This window comes from Campylobacter sp. RM5063 (genome assembly GCF_024723655.1).
Lineage (GTDB): Bacteria > Campylobacterota > Campylobacteria > Campylobacterales > Campylobacteraceae > Campylobacter_D > Campylobacter_D lari_D.
Genome location: NZ_JANQDA010000013.1, coordinates 14,329 through 38,389, shown reverse-complemented (window position 1 = coordinate 38,389; position 24,061 = coordinate 14,329). Strand labels below are relative to the sequence as shown.

Genomic DNA, 24,061 nt, shown 5'->3' with positions numbered 1-24,061 from the left:
GGTTAAAAATGCAGTATTTTTTTTCTTTTGCAATGAGTTTTTTACTAATGAGTATATATGCCATAGCTTGTGCTGTGGCAACCTTTATAGAAAATGATTTTGGTATTAGTGCAGCTAAAGCTTTAATTTATAATAATGCTTGGTTTGATATGTTGCATTTATTGCTAGGTTTAAATTTAATCGGAGTGATATTTTACAACAAGCTTTTTCAAAAGAAAAAATACTCTATCTTGCTTTTGCATTTATCTTTTATAGTGATTTTAATCGGTGCTGGACTTACTAGATATTTTGGCTTAGAAGGTGGAATGCATATAAGAGAAAATCAAAGCTCTAACACCATAGTTACTAGGGAAGAATTTATAAAAATTACTGATTTTGATGCTAATGCTAGTTTTGAATTTCCTATTAGCTTTACCACGCTAACTCAAAAGCATTTTGAAAAAACTATTGACTTAAATGGTGAAAAATTAATCATAAGCTCTATCAAATACACTCCACAAAAAGACTCTATCACACCTGCTAGCTTAAAATTAAATATTAATTATCAAAAAGCAAATACGCAAATAATTTTAAATCCAAATTTTACAAACAAACAAGCAGTGCATTTTAACTTACAGGGAAAAAATTTTACTATCAATTGGGGACCAAGAGAAATTAAGCTTCCTTTTGCATTACACTTAAAAGATTTTATACTAGAGCGTTATTTAGGTTCTATGAGTCCATCTTCTTACACTTCCAAAATTCAAATCATGGATGAGCAAAATAATATTAACTTAGATTATGATATTTTTATGAATAATGTTCTTGATTATGGTGGATATAGATTTTTTCAAAGCTCTTATGATCAAGATGAGCAAGGCACTATACTTTCAGTTAATAAAGATCCTGGTAAAATCCCTACTTATATAGGTTATACTTTATTGATTCTAGGATTTTTATGGGTTTTATTTGACAAAAACTCAAGATTTCATCGTTTAAGCATTTATTTAAAAAAAGGTCAAAGCTTTGTATTGTTTATTTTGCTTTTTGCAAATTTACAAACTCCACTTTTTGCACAAGAAAATAAAAGTGAAATTTTAAATTTAATCTCAAATTTACAAAAAAATTCCTATGAGCATTCTTTAAATTTTGCAAAATTACTTGTACAAGATCATAATGGTAGAATCAAACCTTTAGATACTTTGGCAATGGAATTTATTTATAAAATCACTCAAAAAGAAAAATTTTTAAATCTTCACTATGATCAAATTTTTCTAGCAATGATGATTTATCCTAAAGAATTTAGAAAAATCAAAATGATAGCTACAAAAACAAGCAAGCTAAGAGAATTAATAGGTGTAGATATAAATGAAAAATACATAGCATTTGATGATGTGTTTGATAATGGGGTATATAAACTTAGTAATTATGTTGAGGAAGCTAACCGCAAAAAGCCCTCACTAAGAACTAACTTCGATAAAGATTTGCTAGCCTTAGATGAAAAAATAAATCATGCATATTATATTTATAGCGGTCAAGCTTTAACTATTTTTCCTGATATTAATGAGCAAAGTTTAAAGTGGTATTCTCCGGTGCAAATTTTACCTTTTGCAAAAGAAGATGTAGAGCGTTTACAAATGCTTTTAGTTAGCTATTTTTTACAAGTTCGCAATGGTGTTGAAAATAATCAATGGCAAGATGCAAATGAATTTTTGCAATCTTTAAAAGATTTTCAAAATCACTATGGAAGTAGTGTTTTACCGCCAAAAGAAAGATTAGATCTTGAAATACTGCTTAATCATTATAATATCTTTGATAATCTAACTTTTGTTTATATTAGCTTTGCATTAGTGTTTTTCTTTTTAAGTTTTTATACTATATTAAAAAATATTTCTTTATCTGCCTTTGTATATAGATTTTTTTACATCATTTTAAGCATGTGTGTAATCATACATGCACTAGCTTTAAGCATTCGTTGGTATGTAGGTGGGCATGCTCCTTGGAGTAATGCTTATGAAAGCATGATTTATATAGCTTTTGCTTGTGCGATAAGTGCTGTGATATTTTTTAGAAAATCACTCTTGGCTTTATGTGGTGCGAGTTTTTTAGCAGGCATTTCGCTTTTTGTGGCTCATCTTGGCTTTATGGATCCTCAAATTGGGAATTTAGTACCTGTTTTAAAATCATATTGGCTTAATATTCATGTTTCTATTATAACAGCAAGTTATGGATTTTTAGCACTTTGTTTTATTATAGGGATTTTGAGTTTAATTCTTTTTGCTTTAAGGGGTAAAAATAAAAATATAGATTTAAACATCATTAAATTACACTGTGTTAATGAAATGTCTATGATAATAGGGCTTGCAATGCTTACAATAGGAAATTTTTTAGGCGGAGTTTGGGCTAATGAAAGCTGGGGAAGATATTGGGGTTGGGATCCAAAAGAAACTTGGGCTTTGATTTCTATTGTAGTTTATACCATGGTATTACACTTAAGATTTATTTTTAAAGCTTATTTTATTTTTGTTTTTGCAAGTGCTAGTGTTTTAGCCTTTTATAGTATATTAATGACTTATTTTGGAGTGAATTTTTATCTTTCTGGGCTTCATTCTTATGCAAATGGTGACGCTTTTCCTATACCAACTTTTGTGTATGTTTTGATTGTGCTTAATTTTGTTTTAATTATTAACGCAGGAAGGAAACGAGATTTAAATACGCCTAGTTTTTAAACTAGGCTTTGCTTTTTTCTATTTCTTGAAGTGCATGGATAAGATCTTTTAAATTTTCATAAGGAATATGAATTTTCCAATCTATTCCATTTTCTTTTTTTAAAGCCACACCTATACTTAAGACATCATTGCTTCCTATACCATAAGGATTAGAAAGATTACAAAGGCTTATTTCTCCACTTTTACTACCATGTAATTCTATAGTTTTAAATATTTTTTTACTCATGTTTATCCCTAAAAGCTGTGATAATTTTTGCTTGAAATTTTAACCAATCTTTTTGAAGCATGATAGGAAAACCACCATAAACCCTAGCACCTTCTAAATTTTTAGTGACCCCGCCCCTTGCGGCTATGGTAGCAAAATCCCCTATTTCTAAATGCCCACTTGTAGCACTTTGCCCACCCATGGTAACATTTTTACCTAAAATACTTGAGCCTGAAATTCCACTTTGAGCTACTATAAGACAATTCTCCCCTACTTCACAATTATGCCCTACTTGAACAAGATTATCAATCTTTGTGCCTTGCTTTATGATAGTACTTTCAAAAACTGCTCTATCAATAGTCGTGCAAGCTCCAACTTCCACAAAATCTTCTAAAATAACATTTCCATTGTGATAAATCTTATAATGCTCGCCATTTTTTGTATGCGCATAGCCAAAACCATCACTACCTATAACACAATTTGCTAGCAAATGGCATTTTTTACCTATTTTAGTGTCATTATAAATCACAACATTTGGATGGATTGTAGTATATTCACCTATACTTACATTATCGCCTATATAAGCTCCTGCCATTATTACTACATGATCAGCTATTTGGACATTTTCGCCTATATAAACATTTGGCATAATCTTGGCACTTTTAGCGATTTTAGAATTTTTCTTTTCACTAGAAATTAAAGGTTTAGCAAAAAGCTTACTTAAAAGCGCAAAAGATAAATGTGGATTATCAACAACTAATTTAACACAATCTTTTGAAACTAAATTTTCAAATTCTTTTGAGACTAATATAGCCCCAGCTCCACTGCTTGCAATTTTTTTAGAGTTTTTTTCTCCATCGCAATAACTAAGTTCAGTAAAACTTGCATTATTTAATGAATTTAAAGCTGTAATTTCTATATCATCTCCGTAATATTCTATGCCTAAAAATTTAGCAATTTCACTAATTTTCATTTTACCTCCATTAAAATAGAACCACTTCTAACTACACTAATAGGATTATACTTTTTCATAGTTTTTAAAAAGTTATCAATATTTTTTGCATCATCACTTGCCATTACTATAATAAACTCATCATCACTATAAGTTACACTGCCATTATAAGCTTTTAATATAGCATCTAAGCCTGCAAAATTTTCATTTAAAGCAATCTTTACCAAAGCTGTTTCTTTTTCTATAAAATCACTAGAATCAATTACCTTATAAGTAGGTATGAGTTTATGAAGTTGCTTTATGATTTGCTCAAAAACTTTTTCATCGCCTAAAGTAACGATATTTATCCTTGAGAATTCTTTATCATCAAGTGGAGCAACCGTAAGAGATTCTATATTATAACCGCGTCCTGAAAAAAGCCCGACAACGCGTGATAATACCCCATGCTCATTTAATACAATGACAGAAATTACTCTTCTTTTCATTTTTTATCCTTGTTTTTATAGCTAGGTAAAATCATATTATAAATAGCTCCACCCGCAGGTACCATAGGTAATACATCTTCATAACGATCTATAGCTACATTTAAAACACAAGTTTTTTTAGATTCTAAGGCTGCTTTAAAAGCTTTTTGAAATTCTTCTTTATTAAAAACATTATAACCCTCACAATGAAAACCTTTAGCAATAGTAACAAAATCAGGTTGACTTGTTAGATCTGTATTAGAAAATCTTTCTTTATAAAACATACTTTGCCATTGTCTTACCATACCTAAAAAAGAATTATTTAAAATGATATTAATCACTTTAATTCCATAAGCACTTGCTGTCATTAGCTCTTGTATATTCATTAAAAAAGAACCATCGCCTACAAAATTTATTACAACTTCTTCATCTACAGCTAATTTAGCCCCAAGTGCAGCCGGTAAAGAATACCCCATAGTTCCTTGCCCACCGCTTGTTGCAAGTTGTCTTGCATAATTAAAAGGATAAAATTGCGCTACCCACATTTGATGCTGTCCCACATCAGTAATTATCCTTGCATCAGGAGCTAATCTAGCGCATTCTTCTATAACCCATTGAGGTTTTAAAACTTCATCACTATCTTCATAGATTAAAGGATATAATTGTTGATAGTTTTGTAAAGTTTTAAACCATTCTTGGTATTTTGTGTTGTCAAAACTTTCTTTTTTTAATTCTTCTAAGGTATCTAAAATAACACTTTTAATATCCCCAACTATAGGAAAATGCGCTTCGATAATTTTAGAAATAGAGCTTGGATCTATATCAATATGAACGATTTTTGCACCCTTGGCAAACTCACTTGTTTTACCAGTAATCCTATCATCAAATCTAGCACCCACAGCAATGAGTAAATCACACTCACTTAAAGCGATATTTGCACAATAACTTCCGTGCATACCTGCCATTTTTAAATTAAGCTCATCATCACTTCTTAAAGCCCCTAGAGCCATTAAAGTTTCAACTGCAGGAATTTGACAAAAATGAATCAAGTCTCTTAATTCGTCACTAGCATTAGAAGCTATACAACCTCCACCTAGGTAAAATAAAGGTTTTTGAGCATTTTTAATCAAACTTACTAATTTTTTAATTTGCTTGATATTTCCTTTATAGGTTGGCTTGTAAGTTTTCATAGAAATTTCTTTAGGATAATGCCATACACCCATAGCAGCAGTAACATCTTTAGGTATATCAATATGCACAGGCCCTTTTCTACCTGTTGTAGCAATATAAAAAGCTTCTTTTAAAATTTTAGGTAATTCTTCGATATTTTTTACTAAATAATTATGCTTTACACAAGGTCTTGAAATACCTATAGCATCGATTTCTTGAAAAGCATCTGTTCCTATTAAAGAATTTGCAACTTGAGCTGAAATTAAAACCAAAGGTATAGAATCACTATAAGCGGTAGCTAAACCTGTAACTGTATTAGTAAAACCAGGTCCACTTGTAACTACTGCCACACCAACTTTACCACTCATTCTAGCATAAGCATCAGCGCTATGTAAGGCCGCTTGCTCGTGTCTGACTAAAATGTGTTTAAAATGAGTTTGTTTGTAAATTTCATCATAAATATTTAAAGCCGCACCACCAGGATAACCAAAAACTACTTTAACATTTTCTTCTTTTAATGCTTCACAAATCATTTGCGAGCCATTTAGCTCTTTCATTATTTTACCTTTTTGCTTAAACATGGAAAATATTATAACGATAATTTAATAAATATTATTTTACAAGAAAGAGTTTCTTGAAAATCAAGAAACCGCTTGTGCTTTTTTAGCGTATTCTATACCTAAATCAAAAGCTTTTGCATTTGCCTCTTTAGTTTTTGCAGGTACCACATCAAGCATAGTTTGTTTTAATGCATCAATATCAATACATTTACTCATATAAGCAGCTATAGCTAAAGCAACGACTGATTGAGTAGCTACATTCCCTACTTCTTCTTTAGCTATAGTAATAATAGGAATTTCAAAAATTTTCCATCTTGCATAATCTTCTTTACTTGGATGAACTAAATTTGGCTCTATAACTATAACACCACCATCACAAACACCATCTTTGAAACTATGATAACCTTTATCAGCAGTTGAAAGCATAAAACTAACTTCACCTTCCACTGCATAAGGAAAAAAGATTTCATTTTCATCAACGATAATATCAACCTTAGTTGGCCCACCTCTAACTTGAGAAGTATAAGTAGAAGCTTTAAAAGCATTACGCCCTTCTTTAATGGCGGCTTTAGCTAGAATTTCACCTGCAGTGATAACCCCTTGTCCACCTTCACCACAAAATCTTAATTGATATTTCATTTTAATACTCCCAAATCAACCATTCTTTTTTCTTTCAAGGCTCTTCTAACTTCCTCATAAGCTTCACAATATTCTGCTTTGCTTTCATCTTGGTGTAAAATTCCTGTAGGAAATTTATCCGCTCTTTGTTCATAGTCTAATTGTTCAAATTTAGACTTTTCAACACAACGATTTTTAATCCAATCAAGCATGCTTACAGCTTCGCCCATTTTGTTTTTTCTACCTAGGTTAATATGGCAGTTTGAAAATACATCTACAAAACTATAACCTTTGTGAGATAAAGCTTTAAAAATGATATTTTCAAGCTTATTTGCCTCTATAACATTTGTTCTTGCTACAAAAGAAGCCCCAGCGGCTTTAGTAAGCTCACAAGCATCAAAATTTGGGTCTATATTACCTGCTTGAGCTGTAACAGTGTAAAAGCCTTGTGGGGTAGTTGGTGAAGTTTGTGAATTTGTAAGACCATAAATAAAATTATTGATTAAAATATGAGTTAAATCTATATTTCTTCTACATCCATGGATGGTATGATTTCCACCAATTGCTAAAGTATCGCCATCTCCACTTACCACAATTACATGTTTTTTAGGGTTTGCTAGTTTAATCCCTGTTGCATAAGCAATAGCTCGACCATGAGTAGTATGGACTGTATTGCAATTTACATAAGAACTCATTCTACCACTACAACCTATACCAGAAACTAAACAAACATCATCCATATTCCAGCCAAGTTTTTGAATAGCTCTAATAATAGCTTTTAAAACAACACCATCCCCACAACCCCAGCACCATTGTGTTGGAAGTTTATCTACTCTTAAATATTCATCATAATTAAAAGCCATTTTACATATTCTCCTTTACTTTAGCAATAATTTCACTTGGGGTTATAGGGCGACCATTTGCACGGTGCAAGCTAATAAAATCATCTCTTTTGCTTACTCTTTGAATTTCTTCTAAATATTGCCCCATATTAAGCTCACTTACCATAACTTTTTCAAATTTAGATACTACTTGAGCTATTTTTTTCTCAGCTACTGGATAAAGGGTAATAGGTCTAAAAAGCCCTACTTTTAAACCCTCTTCTCTAAGTCTTAAAATAGCTTCTTTAGCAGATCTTGCAACGCTACCATAGGCGATGATTAAAAACTGCGCATCATCACACATAAACTCTTCATAAGTACAAATTTTATTAGTATTATTTTTGATTTTACCAAATAATCTTTTGATATTTTTATCTACTATTGCTCCATCTTCTGTTGGAAAGCCTATGTCTCCATGATGAAGTCCTGTGATATGATAACGATAACCTTCAAAGAAAGGATTTAATGTGGCAGCTTCATTTTCACCTGCTGCATAAGGTTTGTAATCTTTTTTATCGCCCATAAATTTTTTGCGGTTGATAATTTCTAATTCTTCTAAATCAGGTAATTTTGCCTTACCATTCATGTGTCCTATGGTTTCATCTAAAAGCAAAAATACTGGAGTCATGTATTTTTCAGCTAAATTAAAAGCTCTAATAGTTTCAGTGTAAGCTTCCTCTAATGAAGCAGGAGCTAAAGCTATACTTGCATAATCTCCATGTGTTGGAGCTTTTGCTTGAAATAAATCACCTTGCGCAACCCTTGTTGGAAGACCGGTTGAAGGACCACCTCTCATAACATTTACAATTACTAGTGGAATTTCAGCTATAAAACCCAAACCAATTTGTTCAGCTTTTAAAGAAATTCCCGGTCCGCTGCTTGCTGTCATGGATTTTACTCCACTCATAGAAGCACCTAAGGCCACGCTAATACCCGAAATTTCATCTTCCATCTGTATAAAAGTACCATCATTTTTTGGTAACATATGGCTTAGTTCATGTGCTATTTCAGAACTTGGGGTAATTGGATAACCACCAAAAAATTTACAGCCACAATCAATCGCAGCTTTGGCTACTAAAACATTACCTGTTGATATAACTTCTCTCATTTTGTTTTCCTATGCATTTAGTTTTTTGTATTTATTTTCTTTAACAGCTTGTGCTCTTTCTTTAGCTTCTGGTGTAAGCTTTGCAAATTTAAATTCATCTCTTTTGGCAACAAAAATCGCAAAATCAGGACAGTGACTTTCACATTCACTACAGCCTATACAAGAATCAGGATGAACCACTTCTATCATCTGTCCTAAAACTGCACTGATTTCATCTCTCATTGCTAAAACTCCGGCTGGACAATAGCTAACACAGATATTACAAGCCTTACATCTTGCTTCATCAACCCAAACTGGTGTATTCTCTGGAGCAATCATTAATATTCCTTTCTAGTTTTTTGTAATTTTCTAATGATTTTTTATTAAAAATTATTTTTAAAACAAACTTTTTATTATAGCGAATTTATAGCATGATTAAATATTATTTAAAAGATAAAATAAAACTAATAAGATTTTATAACACAAAGTAACATTAGGAGTAAAAAACTCCTAAAAAATTATTTATAATTATACTGAACAAAAGAATTTTCCAATGCAATTTGTTCTTGATTGTCTAATTTTAATTCTAAAGTTTCAAGCACCCCATCAAGACTAATCCTTGCCATAACTCCAAAAGCTTTTTCTCTTATGCCATATTCTCCATCTAAAATCACACATACTGGTAAAAATTCTCCACTTTTTAAAGCCTCTATCATTCTCACGCAAGCACTAGCAGGAGCTAAATAGGCTGAAGTTTTTAAATATTTTATAATTTTAGCACCACCGGTTTTAACCTCTTGTTCAATTTGAACAATATTTTGCTTATTTAAGACTTCACTTAAAGCTTTATTTTGCACTTTACTTTGAGATTTTACCAAAACCATACTATCATTGTGAAAACCTATAAGCTTAGTATCTATATAAGAAGTTTTTATATCTAATTTTTTGCTCACTTCGTATTTAAATCTAGCATTATCTAAAACACCTGCCATAGCAATGATTTTTTTTAATGAAAATAATTTACTTTCATAAAGAGCATTGAGTAAAAAATCTACAGGATTGCTTACTATGATAAACAAAGGATCGTTGTTAAATTTTTTAATATTTTTTGCACACTCAAGCATAATTTTAGAATTAATAGCAAAAAGCTCATCTCTACTTTGACCTTCTTTTCTAGCTACACCTGCACTAAAAATAACCACTTGAGAATCTTTTGAGTATGTATAATCATCCGTACAAGTTATTTTAATATCAAAATTAAAAGCAGCTATGCTTTGACTTAGTTCTAATTCTCTAGCAAAAAGCAAGTCTTTATTAATATCAATCAATATAATCTCATCTATTAATTCTCTTAAAATTAAAGCATAAGCAATGCTTGCACCAACATTTCCTGCTCCTATGATGGTAATTTTCATCTTAGCTCCTTTGTGGTATTATTTAACTAAATTTGTCGGTAATTCAAAAATATTTTTTATCAAATGATAAGGAAGTTGCAAACTTTGTGCGATAAGTTGAGTTTTAAACTCGGGATTATCAATTGTTCCACCTAGTTTAATTTGTGTGCTAATTTGCCTGTCTTTGCCTAATATAATTTGATTGATAATTGGAACTTTAGAAATAACCGAACTAGCTGATTTTAGCGTTCTAAGCTCTAATAAACCATCCACTTGACTACTTCTTAAATTGATTTTAGCTTGACCTAAAATATCTGCACTATCACCATTAAAATTTAGCGCATCTATTTCAAAAAGATCTTTTTTGCGATTAAAACTTATACCAGCATTTTCTACACTAAAACCTTTTTCATTAAAAGTTGGGGCTTTAAATAAAATCAAACTAGGTATTGTATCAATAAAACTTAAGAGTTGCTGATGAAATTTTAAATCTTTTAAATAAGTATCTTTAAATAAAAATTTGCCTTTAAAAAAATCAGTACTATTACCATCTACATAAAGATTAAACTCGCCTTTTTCAAAAACATTTTGACGCATAAAAGTATTCAGAAAATCATCATCCATTTTTAAAGCTCTAATTTGCATTTGATTTTCTTTAAGCAAAAGCTCAAATTTAGACTCATTTCTATTAGCCCAAGCTTTTATATAGTCTTTTTTGATTTTAGCATTAAATTGATCAAAATCTAAAGTTTTGTTAAAATCTTTTAAGATCAAATCTATATTTTTAGCACTGATATTGTAATTTGAATTTTCAAGATTATCTAGTGTATTTTCTGTATCTTGTTCTGAAAATAATAAATTAACATTATTTAAAGTAATGTTAATATCATCATTGTCTTTTTGTGCAAAAACACTACCACTTGCGCTAGTTAAATTAAAATCTTCTCCCTTTATTTTTATACTAAAACTATCATACTCATAAGGATTATTATCCTTATAGAGTAAAAATGATTCAAAAGTGGTATTATTTATATCTACATCAAAATCTTTAAAATTTAAAGTGTCTAATGACAACTCTCCATCATGCACATTATTTTTTTGCATTAATTTAGAATAAGTCTTATACTTTGCAAGCTTAGCAACATAAACAGACATACCTTGATCAAAATTTAGAGTCGTAGTAAGCTCTTTATTATATAAACTGATATTTTTATCATAGTTAAGATCTAAATCAAGAAATTTATTTTCCATTTTTAAGCTATCTTGTGGTAATTTTAAATTTGTTATAAAGGTCTTAAAATCACCTTTTTTTTGCTTTAAATCAATACTTGCATTAAAATCACCGCTGATTAATTCACTTTGTACGCTTGCATTTTTAATCTCTAATTTATCTTTTTGTAAATCAATATTTGCTTGTATGATTTTAAAGTCACTTATATTTATATTAGAATTTACAATATCAAAATTTCCTTTATATGAAATTCTTTCAGGATGTTCAAAAGGAATTTTCAAAACTAAATCAGTCTTTGTAATACCATTGTTTTGTAAAAATGGTAATTTTATACCATATAAACGCAAAATTTTATTCACTCTATAATCAGCTCTAGCATTGTCACTTTTTATGCGTATATAAATTCCTGCTTTTTCATTTAGCATATTGTCTATATAAATTTGACTTTGATTGAGATTGTAATTGTTAAAATATAATTTATCATAGATAAATTCTAGTTTTTGTTTATTAAATTCAAGCCTTACAAAAGGACTAATGATAGGATCTATACCTTTATCTAAAACCACCTTCAAATTATTTACATAACCTTTAGCACTAATATCATTCAAGTAATATCTATGTTTTCCAAAATCTGCAAAGCCATTTAATTTCTCTATAAAATAAAAATCAGCCTTTACCTTACCGCCCACCCAAAGAGCAAGATTAGAAGGCAAATGCACTCCATTTTCCACTAAAATATCAAAAATTTTTGAAATATTATTTGAGCTTATATTTTCTAATTCATAAGCAATTTCTTCTCTTTTAAGTGAGAATTTGACATCACTTTTTAAAAAATCACTATCAATTTCTCCTTTAAAAGTATAAAATTTTGTCTTAGGATTGATAAGTAAAGAGCCAACTACACTAAGGTTATGATCTTTTAAAAGAAAATTATCAATATTAGCTTGTATATTTTTATCACTAATTTTCAAATTGACTTTTACTAAAAGATTTTTACTGTTTACAAAAAATAGATTATTTTTATAAATTAATTCTACGGGATAGTTATTAACAAAAATTTCATCTATATTGATTTCTTGAAAAAACCAATAAATATATTTTACATCTTTGATAAGCTGTACAGCTTTACTCGCACTAGTTTCATTTTGAGTGTTTTGATTTTGAGAATTTACTATAACTTTTTTTGCATTTAAAATGAGTTTTTTATCTAATTTAATATATAATTTCTCCAAATTAATAGAAGAAATTTCTAATTTTTCTATGTAAATTCCATTTTTGAGGTAAATAAACAAAACAATGAAAAGTATCATAGGTAATGCTAAAAATTTAAGAATTTTTTTAATATGTTGTGATTTGATTTTAATTTTTCTTTTATCCATTTTTTATTATCTACTTTTACCTATAAAAACAAACTCTGTAGTTTTTATACCACAAGGTTCTGTTAGTAAGATTATAACGCAATTAGATAAAAATAACTATAAAATGAGCAATATTGATAAATATACTTTATATTTTTTAGGCCATCCACAATCTGGCTGGATAAATATAGGCACAAAAGAACTAAATAGAGCTGAATTTTTACATAAGCTTACCGTCGCTAAGGCAGCACTTGAAACTATTACTTTAATTCCTGGGGAAACGACTGAAATTTTCTTTGAAGAATTAGCACCAAAGTTGAATTTAAATGCCAAAACCTTAATGCAAGAATTTTACAAACAAAGCCCTTTTAAAGAAGGTATGCTTTTTCCCGAAACTTATAAAATTCCAAAAGGCATTACAGAAGAGCTTTTAGTAAAATATCTTTTGGCTTACTCTGCAAGTGAATTTAAAAAACTTTCTTATAAAATTTTTAGAGAATACAATGAAAAAAAATGGCATGAATATATCATCATTGCTTCCATTATACAAAAAGAAGCAGCGAGTAATGAAGAAATGCCTATAGTTTCATCTGTGATTAGAAATCGCTTAAGAAAAGGCATGAAGCTTCAAATGGATGGGACATTAAATTATGGAAAATACTCTCATGAAAAAATCACTCCACAAAGAATAAGATCAGATAATAGTTCTTACAATACTTATAAATTTAATGGCATACCAAAAGAAGCTGTGTGTAATGTTTCATTTGAAGCTATTAAGGCGGCTATTTTTCCTGCTAAAACAGAATATTTATACTTTGTAAGAGATAAAAAAACCAATAAGCATATTTTTACCTCTACTTTAAAAGATCATAACAAGGCAATAAGAAATTGATTATAAAATTTCTCTTTGGCCTTTTGCATCAGGTTCACTTAAAACACCTGTTTGTGAAAGTTGTTCTATAATATTTGCTGCGCGGTTGTAGCCTATTTTTAAGCGTCTTTGCAAATAAGAAATACTAGTTTTTCTATCTTCTAAGATTACAGCCTTTGCTTCTTCATAAAGTTCATCTAAATCTCTATCATCAAATTCACTTCTTTTATAAGCTCCATCTTGACTATCATCTTTTAAAAAGCTCTCATCATATTCTACTACTTGTTGAGCTTTTAAAAACTCTACAATATTTTCGATTTCATTTTCACTTGCAAAAGGTGCGTGCAAACGCACTAAACCACTCATACCAGGAGGAGTAAATAAACAATCTCCACGCCCTAATAAACTTTCAGCCCCCATAGAATCTAAAATAACCTTAGAATCTATCTTTTGCCCTACTTTATAAGAAATTCTACTTGGTAAATTTGCTTTTACAACACCAGTAACAACATCTACTGAAGGGCGTTGTGTGGCTACGATTAAGTGAATTCCACTTGCTCTTGCCATTTGTGCTAAACGACCTATATAAAACTCTACATCCTTACCTGCTGTCATCATTAAATCAGCCAACTCATCGATAATCACTACAATAAATGGTAAAATTTCTCCACCTTGTTCTTTGATTTTTTCATTGTAATTTTCTATATTTTTAGTTTTTGCTTCAGCCATCAAACGATACCTGCGTTCCATTTCAGCCACCATATTTGATAAAGCATTTACTGCCTTTTTAGGATCAGTAATTACCGGTGTAAGTAAATGTGGAATATCATTATAAATACTAAATTCAAGCATTTTTGGATCTATCATCATTAATCTTAGTGTTTTTGGCGAATTTCTATAAAGCAAAGATAAAAGCATAGAATTTATACCCACACTTTTACCACTTCCTGTAGTTCCTGCTATTAAAAGATGAGGAAGCTTTTTAAGATCTGTGATGAAAGGATCGCCTACTATATCTTTACCTAAAGCTATAGTTAAAGGTGAGCTAGAATTTTTAAATACCTCACTTTCTAAAATTTCTCTTAAGTAAATCGTATCGATTTTTTCATTTGGAACTTCAATTCCCACTACATCTTTACCTGGGATTGGAGCTTGAATTCTTATAGTTTGAGCTTTTAAAGCCATAGCTAAATCATCTTGTAATGATAAAATTTTACTTACTTTAACATCTGCTGCTGGGCGAAATTCAAAAGTAGTTACAACAGGACCTGTGTAAGTTCTAACTACATCGCCACCTATTTTAAAGCGTCTTAATTTTTCCAATAAATCATAAATTTTTCTATCTATTTCTTCTTCATTTATCTCGCTTTTACCTTCTTTTGGCATAGTTAAAAAATCTAAAGGTGGTAAAGAAAAATCCTTTGGTTTTTCAAAATTTCCAAAATCAAGATCTTTCAACAAGGCTTTGTTTTCACTCACTTCATTAGTGATAGAATGGTGTGTTTTATTTTCTATTACTTCTATTATAGGCTCTTGGGTGATCTCAAATGGAATTTTTTCTTCCTTAACTTCATTTTGTGCTTCTTCTACTACAAAAGGACTTTCATAGTTTCTTTTACTTCTTAGCTCTTCTATACTAACAGGCTTAGCAAAATCATCCTCACTAAAATCTAATTCTTTAACTTCATTTTGCGGGATAAAATCCTCATCTTTAAAATCTTTTACCCCTAAAAAGCTGGTTTTGTTTTGAATTTTTTTAAACTCAGCTTCTTTTTGTGCTTCTATAGCATTTAATTCTTCAATTTTTTTAAAATCCTCATTAAGCTCTTCTAAGATTTTTTCTTTTTGCAAGGCTTTATATTCTTCTAGCAATTTAGCTTTTTGTAGCATTTGCTCACGCTCTTTAAGCTCTTTGGCAAACAAAGAATTTTCTTCTATCACCTCTTCTTTGTTTTCGTTTAAATCCATATTGCGTCTTTTATAGCTTGGTTCATCTAAATTTTTACTTTTTAAAGTTTGAGTATAAATATCTTCACTTTTATTTTTGTATTTTAATAAATACTCTTCAGGGGTCATTTCATCTTCCTTTATATTTATTTGACTAGCTTTTTGAGCAAAACTTGCAATAGGTTCTGAAAGCTCATGAATATAACTTGAACCTAGCTTTTTATCCTCTTCACTAATCACAACCTCTTCTAATTCTTGATTTTTTAAATCTTCAAGATTAAATTTTTTATTCTCTTGGATTTCTTTTTTTGGTAGCTCTTTTTCCTTGATAAGTTCTTCTGTTTTATCTTTAATTAAAAGCTCTTGTTTGAGCTTTTCTTGTTCTTCTTTGGTTTCATTTTCATATTTATCGCCACCAAAAAAGCCAAAAATTTTATTTTTAATTAAAGTTTCAAGTTTTAAATAAAAATCAAAATCAAGCTCTATTTTAAATACCTCTTTGATAATTTGCGGAAAAGAAATACTAAAAGCAAAAGCTAAAAGCAAAATCACCAAGATCAAACTTCCTATTTTTCCAAAAAGTCCATCTAAGATTACAAACATGGCAGAGGCTATATAGCCTTTATCTTGCAAGAACGCTGAAGCAAAAATAAGTGAAGCAAAAATACAAGCAAAAACAGCCACACTAAATCTACGCTCTATAAGTTCAAAATTATAGTTATTTTTATACAAAAGATAATTAAACCAAAAAAAGACAAAAGGGTAAAATTTAGTCAATGATCCAAATAAAAAATAACTAAGTTTTGCCAAGGAATACCCTATAATACTTACTAAAGCTTGATCGGGTATCAAAGCACTTAAGCAAAAATAAAAAATAAAAATATTAGAAATAACAAAAATAGCTTCTTTTTTTATAATATATCCTTTATAAAGAAAAAAGCTATTATATCAAAAAATTATAAGTAGTTTAATAAACTAATTTGAGAAATTTTAGAAGTAGCCGAAAGCATAGCTTGATAAGATACCATAGTTTGCATAAACTGCATATAAGTTTGCCCATAATCAGCATCAGTTACACCGCTTTTAATAGAAGCTACATTGATATTTAAAAAAGTCATTCTTTTATTTGTCTCTTCTATATTATTAGTGTAAGCTCCTATGGTTGTTTGCATTTTTCTAACATGATCTTGCAAATGATCTATTCTTTCTAAAGCCCCTTGTAAACCTGTATTTCTGGGATCACTTCCTTCTGAATCAGCCCTCATACTGCCATTTAAAACAGCATCTATCATTTCATCTAAGTCTTTAATCAAATCAACATTTGGATCATCAATAGTTAAAGAATTATTTGCACTAAATACAAAACCTGATCCATCGCGTATTTCTCCTGCTGGAGGAAAACCGCTATTTGAATTTGAATCTTTAATAGTAAGACCTATATTAGTGTTACTTGAAAATTTATCAGTAATACTTATACGACCTTTATAGTCCATACTAACTTCAACAAAACCTTTAGAATCATTTATATTTTGTTGAATGGTTTGAAAATCTCCATTGTTGATAGTACCATTTTGATTTACAGTAATATTTTGCGTAGGAACATTATCACTTGCAAACATACCGATAATATCATTTAACTGGCCATAAGTAATATCTTCAGGTCTTGTTTGCATACCCACTGCATTACCTGTATTTTCATTATATTGAGAGTGAGTAATAGGAAAACTTATAGTTTGGCCATTTTGATCAACATAACTTACTGTTGAATCTCCTAAATTTATAGTTACATTATAAGTTCGTCCGCTTTTAGAAACAATTTCCATTTGGAGTTGTTGACCTTGCATGCTTCCATTGGCATTTGCTACAACTTCACTTAATTTTGTACTATCAGTAGCATATTCACTTGTACCTTTAATCACTTGAGAAACATTACCAAAAACAGTATTTCCATCTTTTTCAAAAGGCACATCATAACTAGCCCCATTAGTTTTATCACCATTGATGTTACTTTTAATAAAATCTGTTTTGTGTAAGTCTATGTTAAACTGCTTACCACCTACTGTTACTTGTATTGGACTTTGAGCATTGTTTAAATTACCATCTTTAATTGCTGCATTCATAATACGCTCTGTAACTTGAGCCATTGTAATACCTTCATCTTTAGCAGCATCACTCAATTCTTTAATTTGCTCTGGATCTAAAAGTTGTGGAGTCATAGCAACAGCATGAAAATCTAAAGAACTACTTCCTTCTTTTAAACTCTTTATTTCTATCTGCCCGCTATCATTTAATGCTACTTTAACAACCTCATTTCCCTCTGTATTTCCATATAATCTTCCAATATTTTTTAATACATCTTCAATTTTTGCATCAGGATCTATATCTAAAGTAGCTTTAAAACTTGTTCCATCAGGTCTAACACCTTGAATATACATAGTCGAATGTGGGAAAGAGAGTTTTTCATCATAGCTATCACCAAAATGCTCATCGGGCTTAAGTTCTCCATTTTGAACATAGTTTTGGCCTATTAAATGTGAAAATTTAGATTCTCCGGTTAAAAATTCTTTTTTGTCCGGATAACGAGCATCAGTAAAAGAAACATTTGTTGAAATAATTTTATTGATATTTGAATCAGGCTTAAAAAATAAATCCCATCCAGGTATATTATAAGGAATTTGGGTGCCAGCACCACTTACTACAAAAATATTATCTTTATTCCCAGTATAATTTCCATAATTATCAAAAGGTTTATTTGCACTATTTGATCCTGCAAAGAGATATTGCCCATTGATACTAGTATTAGCAATATTTACAATAGAATCTCTTACAAGTTTGAGTTCTTTTGCTATAGCCTCTCTTGATTCTTGAGAATTACCATCACTTGCAGCTTTTGTGAGTAATGTTTTAAATTTTTCTAAAAGTTCTGTGATATTTTTCAAGGCAGTATCTGTGTTTTTTGCTAGCTCCATAGCAGATTGAGTTCCTTGAACTATTTGACCTATGTTTGCCATCTCATATTCTAATCTTGAGCCATTAATATAAACATTTGCATTTTCCCAAGAATGCTGAATAAGCTGACCTGTTTGTAGCTGCAAATTATATTTATTAAGCAAAGACTGACCATCTGTGTAGTTTTGTATAGAAGTGTAGTAATTATACTGATTGCTAATTCTCATTATTTTGCTCCGCAAATAAATTTTTTTAATTATTTACAAGCAAAAAAAGTTCCAAATTTTAATGATATTTAAATTTTTTATATAAAATATTTTATATTGTTTTAATTTTTTTTTAGTATAATCCCATATTCTATTTAATTATTTTAAAACTTTCAAAAAGCCCGAGTGGTGAAACTGGTAGACGCGCCAGACTCAAAATCTGGTAAGGGCAACCTTGTGTCGGTTCGAGTCCGACCTCGGGCACCATTACTTTTCAAAGTGTTTTCTAAAATTTTTAAAAAACTCAGGGAGCGGTTTTGGTAGCGGTTTTTTTCTCAAAAATTAATTCTTAACACTCCATATTAAAATAATATAATTTATCATTATAATCTAAAAAAGAAATTCATTTTTATAAAAATATTTAAAAAAAGAATAAAATAAAAAATACATTTTACTTTTTTTATATTCAATTGCTAATTCATTCTCTATTTCTTTTTTTATTAAAAGAAGACAGTATAAAACTAAATACATTAATTTATTTATTTTATTCATAATGCTTTAAAATTAGTTAAACCATTAAAACATATGAAATTTTATAATTATTAGTATTGGTAAAATAATGGTTTCTCGGCTTTTTCGGTTTTTTGCTTTTAGGATTAAGCAAATATTATTTTACATACATCTTAATCTTTTTATCAAAAATATAAAAAAATTATTTTAATTTAAAATTATTATAAAATTATATCACTTAGTATTTTTAAGCTAGCGATTAGCTGGAGCTGCGATCCTCCTTATAATTTATTAAATTATAAGGAGGTGATCATAATTGATATTAAAATAAAAATTAATCTGATTTTATCTTTTTTATTTTTTATAAAAATGAAATTTATTTTAGTTGGATCGCTAGCTTAAAAATACTCTCATTTTTTCTTAAAATATATCTTCATTTTATTAAAGTTATAAAAAAAATATCCAAAAAAATACAAGTTAATTTTTTCAAAAAATCTTACCTTTTTTTGTTTTGATAAAAAGTCTAGTAAAATGGAAATTTTAAGCTGTATTTTAAAGCTTTATTTTTGGAGTTTTATAGATAAAATTTATAAAAAATAGCCCATTTTAAAACAATCACTACTCCATGCTAAGCAGATATGCCGTTTTCGTTACCTTTAGCCTAAAAAGTATATATTTCGTATATTTTGATAAATTTTTGGTGTATTTTTTATAGATTTTTATAAAATTTGTCATTTTTGTTAAAAATAATCGTTTTTGCAATACATTACTTCGTAATTATTAGATTATATGTTTTCGTTACCTTTAGTATTTTTTTGAGATTTGCTGTGTTTTTTTAAAAAACGCAAGGGGCTTTGATTTTGTAATTTTTGTATGATAAAATATTATAAATTTTTGTTAAAAAAGGCAAGTTATTCTGTGTTTAAAAATATATTTTTCAAAAAAACTGTATCTGCTGATAATTCTAAAGATGAGATAAAACTAGATGAAACTCCTACCCAAAACAAAAGTGATAGATTAGAAAAAATAATTCACACTTGGGTAGTAAATTGCACTAAATATTCTTTAAAAAATCCTTATGATACAAGACGCATTAACAGAATCAAATTTGTCTTAAAAGTATTTAACAAAACCAAAAATAAAGGTGCTTTAATTGGCATTAGCTCTTCGCTTTATGATAAATATAAAAATCTCTATAAATCAAAACTCGCTAGAGTAAAGCAATCAAGCAAAATAAAAAGCTTACAAGAAAAATATCCTGATTTAGATATTATCAATGCTTATAAATATGCCATATTAAGCAATAAATGTGCTTTATTAAATGAAGATGTTAAAGACTTTGAAAATATCATAAAGATTTTATTGCAATTAAATACCACTAAAAACAAACAAAAACAAGCCTAAAATCAAAAATCTACTATAAAGCAATATCAACCTAGCATTAAATAATTAAAATCTATTTATGAGCTTGTTTTGTGTTATAATTTATTTTGCATAGATTTTATTAATCAATAGTTTTATTTTTTATAGGTAAAAGAGTTTTAAATATAGATAGAATATTAGAAAATAATTTAACTAATGCACTTAACGAACTTCAACAAACATTATCTAATTCTTATTTAGAATTGTATTCTTGCACTACAAACAAACACCTTCAATTAGTTTTTTCATCTTTACATAATAACATCATAGAGTGTTTTAAAAAAATGAACGAACGTCTTCCATCTACCGAAAAAAGCAATAAACATTATTTGGCCGACTATAGTAGAAAGTTAAAAACCAATATAGAGTTAGCTTTGCACTTACAGAAAGAATTTAAAAAAAGTGAGTTATCTTTTGAGATAGATAAATATTATTACAATATTTTTAAACAGTGCTTAGATTTTTTAGAAAATAGTAGAGGTAGTGAGATTCCTTTAGGAATGAAAAAAATAACTACTTATGAAAAAATATATCTATTTTTATTTTGTCAAACAAAATAAATATTCCAAACATACTCAGAAAGTGCACTTTAACTTCTATTGGTAGTGGATCTTATGCTAATTTTTATCAATGTCATTTTGCATTAAAGAGACTAAATAAGGCTGCCAACGATAAAGAATTTAATTAGATTTGTTAAAGAGTATGAAATAATGAGAAGTGTTAACAATCCTTATATTCTAAAAGTATATTCTATGAGTGAAAAAAGAAGGAATATATTATGGAGTATACTGATTTCATTTTAGAAAAATATATAAAAAATTATAACCAAAAGCTTTCAAACGGTGAAAGAATTTCCTTAGATTGTCAAGTGCTCAAAGGGATTGAAATTCTATGGAACAATAATATATTACATAGAGACATTAGTTTTAATAATATCTTGCTGAAGTTATATGATAATATTTATCCTGTGATAAAAATTTCTGATTTTAGATTAGCAAAAGAAATTAATAGCGATTTAACAAGTATTGATACAGAAATAAAAGGAAGTTTAAATGATTTTTCTACCTTGAAAATTAAAGGTTTTAATGAGTATAACATTAAAGATGAGCTTTATGCGTTAACTCAAGTCTTGTATTTTATAGCTACAGGCAAAAAGAATGTATTGTGATTTTTTAAAAAAAGGAATTGGTGAAGACAAGGAAAACAGATATAAATAAAAGTGGATTTTATTTCTTTTTTAAAAGCAAAATAACTAGGTTAAACTAGTTATTTTGGATAGTATTAATTAATTCTTGTGCCATTTCAATAACATCTTGTGATTTATTGTGTTTTAAAATATAAACCCCATTTTTATCTTTTTTTTCTAAAACAAAATCACTATTTATATTTTCCATACTAAAATCATCATTCAATTTTATAAGCCATCCATTTTTATTACATGATATTATTTCTATTTTATCAGCAATTTTAATATATTCAGATCTTTGTTCATCTTCTATCAAACTAACTTCATTTTTATCATCAAAATTTATATTAGATATTTCTTTGTATATTTCTTTGTATAATATTTTTACATAAGTATTTACATATTTGCTACCCATTGTTTCGCCATACATTTTATTTATGTTAAAATTATCTTCATCATCATACCAAACAAAATAATTTTTTTCTATATTATTAAATATTTTATCTCCATATTTAATGAAATAATAAATCCAACTAGTATAGTCTATATTACTTTCGTTATTGAGATAATCTGAAATCAAATGCTCTAATATTTTATTTGAATCATAATCTGAAAAATTATCCTTAATAAATTTATATTTTTTAAAAAAATTATAAAATAAATTTATGTAATTTTCTATATCATCTTGATTATTCTTGGTTAATAAGATTTCCCATTTATTATTAACACCAAAGTAATATTTTGAACCAGAGCCAGCAAAACCAATATATTTTACATAGTCATCTATGGTTAGCAAAGACCTAATAATTAAATGAGTTTCACTATTAAAAATTTTATCAATATTATAACTTGCAAATTCTAACAATTCTTTATCTTCGAACAAAAAGAAAGATAAATCTCCACAAATATATTTATAATCTTCTAATTTTTGAATAACGCATTTTAAATTATTGTCATTTTGTGTATATTTTGCTTTATACACTTCTTGATCCAATGAATCTTTGCTTATATCCGTATTTGTTAATTTTACTTCATTATTGATTAGGTGGGTATATATATTTTCTTTTGCATTAACTAAAGACATATTTAATATATAATGTAATTTTTCATAAGATAAAGTAGCAGTATAATCTATTTTACCTTGCTTTAAAGCTCTAATTCTCTGAATTAAATTTCTTACAATTCTAAGTTTATCTAATAAATTTACAACATTAATATTACTTTCATTTTCTACAAAATTACTAATAATGATGAATAATAATATTTTTTGCTGTAAATTAATCAGATTACCCTTATCATTATTAATTACTTTTATTAATAAATCTGGATATTTATCAAATAAAGCTAATTTATTTTTTTCAAAATTAACCGAAAGGTTTTCCTTGTTAAAATTAGCTATATTTTCTAAGTATTTAATAGCTTTAAAGAAGAAATCAATATTTTCATCATCAAAATACACATTTTCAATCAACTTACTAATGTTTTTTTTCATATTTTCAAAATCAATAACTGTTGTTTTTTCTTTATTTTTTACATGAAGCATTTCACTGATAAAATAAAAAAAATTCATAAAAGCGTCATCTATCAAATGGTGCTTATTTTTAAAGCCTAATCTCCAAAACAAATCTGTCCACTCGCCATCAATATTTTTTATAAAATATTCTTTGAAGAGATTTTTCTTATTGCTAATTAGAAATTTTTCAAATTCTGCTTTAAAAATTTCAAAATCTGTTAATTTTTTACCTCTAGCATTCATTTTTATATACAAATCATCATCTAAATTAAAATTCTCTAGTTTAATAAAATGAAATTTAAGTAATTCTAATTTATCAAAGAATTCTTCGTTGTTAAATTTTTTATGTATATCATCTATCATTGCTAGCATAGATTTAATAGTAGGATCATTATCCCAAAAATATAAAAACCAACTGCTGTTTTTAATTTTTTCAGATAATTTATCACCATCTTCAAAAGTATTAAATTCTTCTTGTATTAATTTTTGACAAAACTCTCTTGAACTAGCTCTAGTTTCATAAGTAAATTTTTTTAAAAAATCTATTTCTTTATCTTCCTTTTTTCCGAAGTACCAATAAAGTAAAAAAATAGTAGTCAGTCTTTGTTGCCCATCAAGCGGCAAAAAAACATCATTTTTAACACTTCCATAAATAAAATCTAAACGCATTTCTTTATTGTTGTTCAAGTGTGCAAGAATATTGTCTAAAAATTTATCCCTGATAACACTAGCCTCAATTCTTCCTTGCGCATAATCTCTCTGTATAATAGGAATTTTAATTTGACATTCTTCAATTAATTTTTTAAAATTGGTAATATTTTTAAGCATT

The 24,061-nt window shown here is 28.2% G+C and carries 18 protein-coding genes and 1 tRNA gene; 6 read left to right on the top strand and 13 right to left on the bottom strand.

Translation table 11 applies throughout. The features are described 5' to 3' along the window. Window positions 1-8: 8 nt before the first annotated feature. Window positions 9-2,708: a cytochrome c biogenesis protein gene (gene ccsA / locus CAMP5063_RS05700; protein ID WP_337194976.1), complete on the top strand. Its 2,700-nt coding sequence runs from the start codon at window positions 9-11 to the stop codon at window positions 2,706-2,708. 1 nt (window position 2,709) lies between these two features. Here ccsA and CAMP5063_RS05695 read toward each other — a convergent pair whose 3' ends face one another. The 10 genes from CAMP5063_RS05695 to CAMP5063_RS05650 all read right to left on the bottom strand — a co-directional run bounded on the left by CAMP5063_RS05695 (window position 2,710) and on the right by CAMP5063_RS05650 (window position 12,580). After that, window positions 2,710-2,934: a hypothetical protein gene (locus CAMP5063_RS05695; protein WP_263659874.1), complete on the bottom strand. Its 225-nt coding sequence runs from the start codon at window positions 2,932-2,934 to the stop codon at window positions 2,710-2,712. Further along, window positions 2,927-3,886 carry a UDP-3-O-(3-hydroxymyristoyl)glucosamine N-acyltransferase gene (lpxD, locus tag CAMP5063_RS05690; protein ID WP_263660779.1) on the bottom strand — a complete coding sequence of 320 codons (960 nt, stop codon included), beginning with the start codon at window positions 3,884-3,886 and terminating at the stop codon, window positions 2,927-2,929. Before lpxD ends, CAMP5063_RS05695 begins: the two co-directional genes overlap by 8 nt. Beyond that, window positions 3,883-4,350: an acetolactate synthase small subunit gene (gene ilvN / locus CAMP5063_RS05685; RefSeq protein ID WP_039626144.1), complete on the bottom strand. Its 468-nt coding sequence runs from the start codon at window positions 4,348-4,350 to the stop codon at window positions 3,883-3,885. The genes lpxD and ilvN overlap by 4 nt, the downstream gene beginning before the upstream one ends. Further along, window positions 4,347-6,056: an acetolactate synthase large subunit gene (locus CAMP5063_RS05680; protein WP_337194975.1), complete on the bottom strand. Its 1,710-nt coding sequence runs from the start codon at window positions 6,054-6,056 to the stop codon at window positions 4,347-4,349. The genes ilvN and CAMP5063_RS05680 overlap by 4 nt, the downstream gene beginning before the upstream one ends. A gap of 84 nt (window positions 6,057-6,140) precedes the next feature. Continuing rightward, window positions 6,141-6,698, bottom strand: a complete 558-nt coding sequence (locus CAMP5063_RS05675) for a 2-oxoacid:acceptor oxidoreductase family protein (protein ID WP_337194974.1) — start codon at window positions 6,696-6,698, stop codon at window positions 6,141-6,143. Beyond that, window positions 6,695-7,540, bottom strand: a complete 846-nt coding sequence (locus CAMP5063_RS05670) for a 2-oxoglutarate ferredoxin oxidoreductase subunit beta (protein ID WP_133318855.1) — start codon at window positions 7,538-7,540, stop codon at window positions 6,695-6,697. The genes CAMP5063_RS05675 and CAMP5063_RS05670 overlap by 4 nt, the downstream gene beginning before the upstream one ends. Window position 7,541: 1 nt before the next feature. Next, on the bottom strand, window positions 7,542-8,666 hold the full coding sequence (locus CAMP5063_RS05665) for a 2-oxoglutarate synthase subunit alpha (RefSeq protein WP_337194973.1): 1,125 nt from the start codon (window positions 8,664-8,666) through the stop codon (window positions 7,542-7,544). A 9-nt stretch (window positions 8,667-8,675) separates the two neighbouring features. Continuing rightward, complete coding sequence (locus tag CAMP5063_RS05660) at window positions 8,676-8,990, bottom strand: 4Fe-4S binding protein (RefSeq protein ID WP_133318853.1); 315 nt, start codon at window positions 8,988-8,990, stop codon at window positions 8,676-8,678. A 173-nt stretch (window positions 8,991-9,163) separates the two neighbouring features. After that, window positions 9,164-10,060 carry a malate dehydrogenase gene (locus CAMP5063_RS05655; RefSeq protein ID WP_337194972.1) on the bottom strand — a complete coding sequence of 299 codons (897 nt, stop codon included), beginning with the start codon at window positions 10,058-10,060 and terminating at the stop codon, window positions 9,164-9,166. 18 nt (window positions 10,061-10,078) lie between these two features. Next, entirely contained in the window at window positions 10,079-12,580 is a 2,502-nt protein-coding gene (locus CAMP5063_RS05650; protein WP_337194971.1) for a YhdP family protein, read from the bottom strand. Between CAMP5063_RS05650 and mltG the strand changes: the two genes are divergently transcribed. Then, complete coding sequence (gene mltG, locus CAMP5063_RS05645) at window positions 12,567-13,520, top strand: endolytic transglycosylase MltG (RefSeq protein WP_133318850.1); 954 nt, start codon at window positions 12,567-12,569, stop codon at window positions 13,518-13,520. The two genes, CAMP5063_RS05650 and mltG, sit on opposite strands and share 14 nt — an antisense overlap. On the opposite strand, the gene CAMP5063_RS05640 is transcribed toward mltG, so the two are convergent. Together CAMP5063_RS05640 and flgL are read right to left on the bottom strand one after the other, a co-directional pair. Beyond that, window positions 13,521-16,049: a DNA translocase FtsK gene (locus CAMP5063_RS05640; protein ID WP_442863210.1), complete on the bottom strand. Its 2,529-nt coding sequence runs from the start codon at window positions 16,047-16,049 to the stop codon at window positions 13,521-13,523. It lies immediately after the preceding gene. 353 nt (window positions 16,050-16,402) lie between these two features. Beyond that, window positions 16,403-18,622 (bottom strand): flagellar hook-associated protein FlgL, encoded by a 2,220-nt coding sequence (gene flgL, locus CAMP5063_RS05635; protein ID WP_337194970.1) that lies wholly within the window; start codon window positions 18,620-18,622, stop codon window positions 16,403-16,405. Window positions 18,623-18,781: 159 nt separating this feature from the next. Between flgL and CAMP5063_RS05630 the strand changes: the two genes are divergently transcribed. From CAMP5063_RS05630 to CAMP5063_RS05615, 4 genes are all read left to right on the top strand, one after another. Continuing rightward, window positions 18,782-18,868 (top strand) — tRNA-Leu (locus tag CAMP5063_RS05630). A 1,116-nt stretch (window positions 18,869-19,984) separates the two neighbouring features. Next, on the top strand, window positions 19,985-20,515 hold the full coding sequence (locus CAMP5063_RS05625) for a hypothetical protein (protein WP_337194969.1): 531 nt from the start codon (window positions 19,985-19,987) through the stop codon (window positions 20,513-20,515). Between the two features lie 302 nt (window positions 20,516-20,817). Then, complete coding sequence (locus tag CAMP5063_RS05620) at window positions 20,818-21,093, top strand: hypothetical protein (protein WP_337194968.1); 276 nt, start codon at window positions 20,818-20,820, stop codon at window positions 21,091-21,093. Window positions 21,094-21,311: 218 nt separating this feature from the next. After that, window positions 21,312-21,701, top strand: coding sequence for a protein kinase domain-containing protein (locus tag CAMP5063_RS05615; protein ID WP_337194967.1), 390 nt, complete (start codon window positions 21,312-21,314; stop codon window positions 21,699-21,701). A 94-nt stretch (window positions 21,702-21,795) separates the two neighbouring features. On the opposite strand, the gene CAMP5063_RS05610 is transcribed toward CAMP5063_RS05615, so the two are convergent. After that, window positions 21,796-24,060: a GmrSD restriction endonuclease domain-containing protein gene (locus CAMP5063_RS05610; protein ID WP_337194966.1), complete on the bottom strand. Its 2,265-nt coding sequence runs from the start codon at window positions 24,058-24,060 to the stop codon at window positions 21,796-21,798. Window position 24,061: the final 1 nt, after the last annotated feature.

What these genes read in the sequence shown, in the direction of transcription:
- CAMP5063_RS05610 (WP_337194966.1), bottom strand. Translation starts at nt 24,060, where the DNA reads ATGCTTAAAAATATTACCAATTTTAAAAAATTAATTGAAGAATGTCAA.
- CAMP5063_RS05640 (WP_442863210.1), bottom strand. Translation starts at nt 16,049, where the DNA reads ATGTTTGTAATCTTAGATGGACTTTTTGGAAAAATAGGAAGTTTGATC.
- mltG (WP_133318850.1), top strand. Translation starts at nt 12,567, where the DNA reads ATGAAAAGTATCATAGGTAATGCTAAAAATTTAAGAATTTTTTTAATA.
- CAMP5063_RS05650 (WP_337194971.1), bottom strand. Translation starts at nt 12,580, where the DNA reads ATGATACTTTTCATTGTTTTGTTTATTTACCTCAAAAATGGAATTTAC.
- flgL (WP_337194970.1), bottom strand. Translation starts at nt 18,622, where the DNA reads ATGAGAATTAGCAATCAGTATAATTACTACACTTCTATACAAAACTAC.
- CAMP5063_RS05615 (WP_337194967.1), top strand. Translation starts at nt 21,312, where the DNA reads ATGGAGTATACTGATTTCATTTTAGAAAAATATATAAAAAATTATAAC.
- CAMP5063_RS05655 (WP_337194972.1), bottom strand. Translation starts at nt 10,060, where the DNA reads ATGAAAATTACCATCATAGGAGCAGGAAATGTTGGTGCAAGCATTGCT.
- ilvN (WP_039626144.1), bottom strand. Translation starts at nt 4,350, where the DNA reads ATGAAAAGAAGAGTAATTTCTGTCATTGTATTAAATGAGCATGGGGTA.
- CAMP5063_RS05680 (WP_337194975.1), bottom strand. Translation starts at nt 6,056, where the DNA reads ATGAAAGAGCTAAATGGCTCGCAAATGATTTGTGAAGCATTAAAAGAA.
- CAMP5063_RS05695 (WP_263659874.1), bottom strand. Translation starts at nt 2,934, where the DNA reads ATGAGTAAAAAAATATTTAAAACTATAGAATTACATGGTAGTAAAAGT.
- CAMP5063_RS05665 (WP_337194973.1), bottom strand. Translation starts at nt 8,666, where the DNA reads ATGAGAGAAGTTATATCAACAGGTAATGTTTTAGTAGCCAAAGCTGCG.
- CAMP5063_RS05675 (WP_337194974.1), bottom strand. Translation starts at nt 6,698, where the DNA reads ATGAAATATCAATTAAGATTTTGTGGTGAAGGTGGACAAGGGGTTATC.
- ccsA (WP_337194976.1), top strand. Translation starts at nt 9, where the DNA reads ATGCAGTATTTTTTTTCTTTTGCAATGAGTTTTTTACTAATGAGTATA.
- CAMP5063_RS05625 (WP_337194969.1), top strand. Translation starts at nt 19,985, where the DNA reads ATGATAAAATATTATAAATTTTTGTTAAAAAAGGCAAGTTATTCTGTG.
- CAMP5063_RS05670 (WP_133318855.1), bottom strand. Translation starts at nt 7,540, where the DNA reads ATGGCTTTTAATTATGATGAATATTTAAGAGTAGATAAACTTCCAACA.
- lpxD (WP_263660779.1), bottom strand. Translation starts at nt 3,886, where the DNA reads ATGAAAATTAGTGAAATTGCTAAATTTTTAGGCATAGAATATTACGGA.
- CAMP5063_RS05620 (WP_337194968.1), top strand. Translation starts at nt 20,818, where the DNA reads ATGAACGAACGTCTTCCATCTACCGAAAAAAGCAATAAACATTATTTG.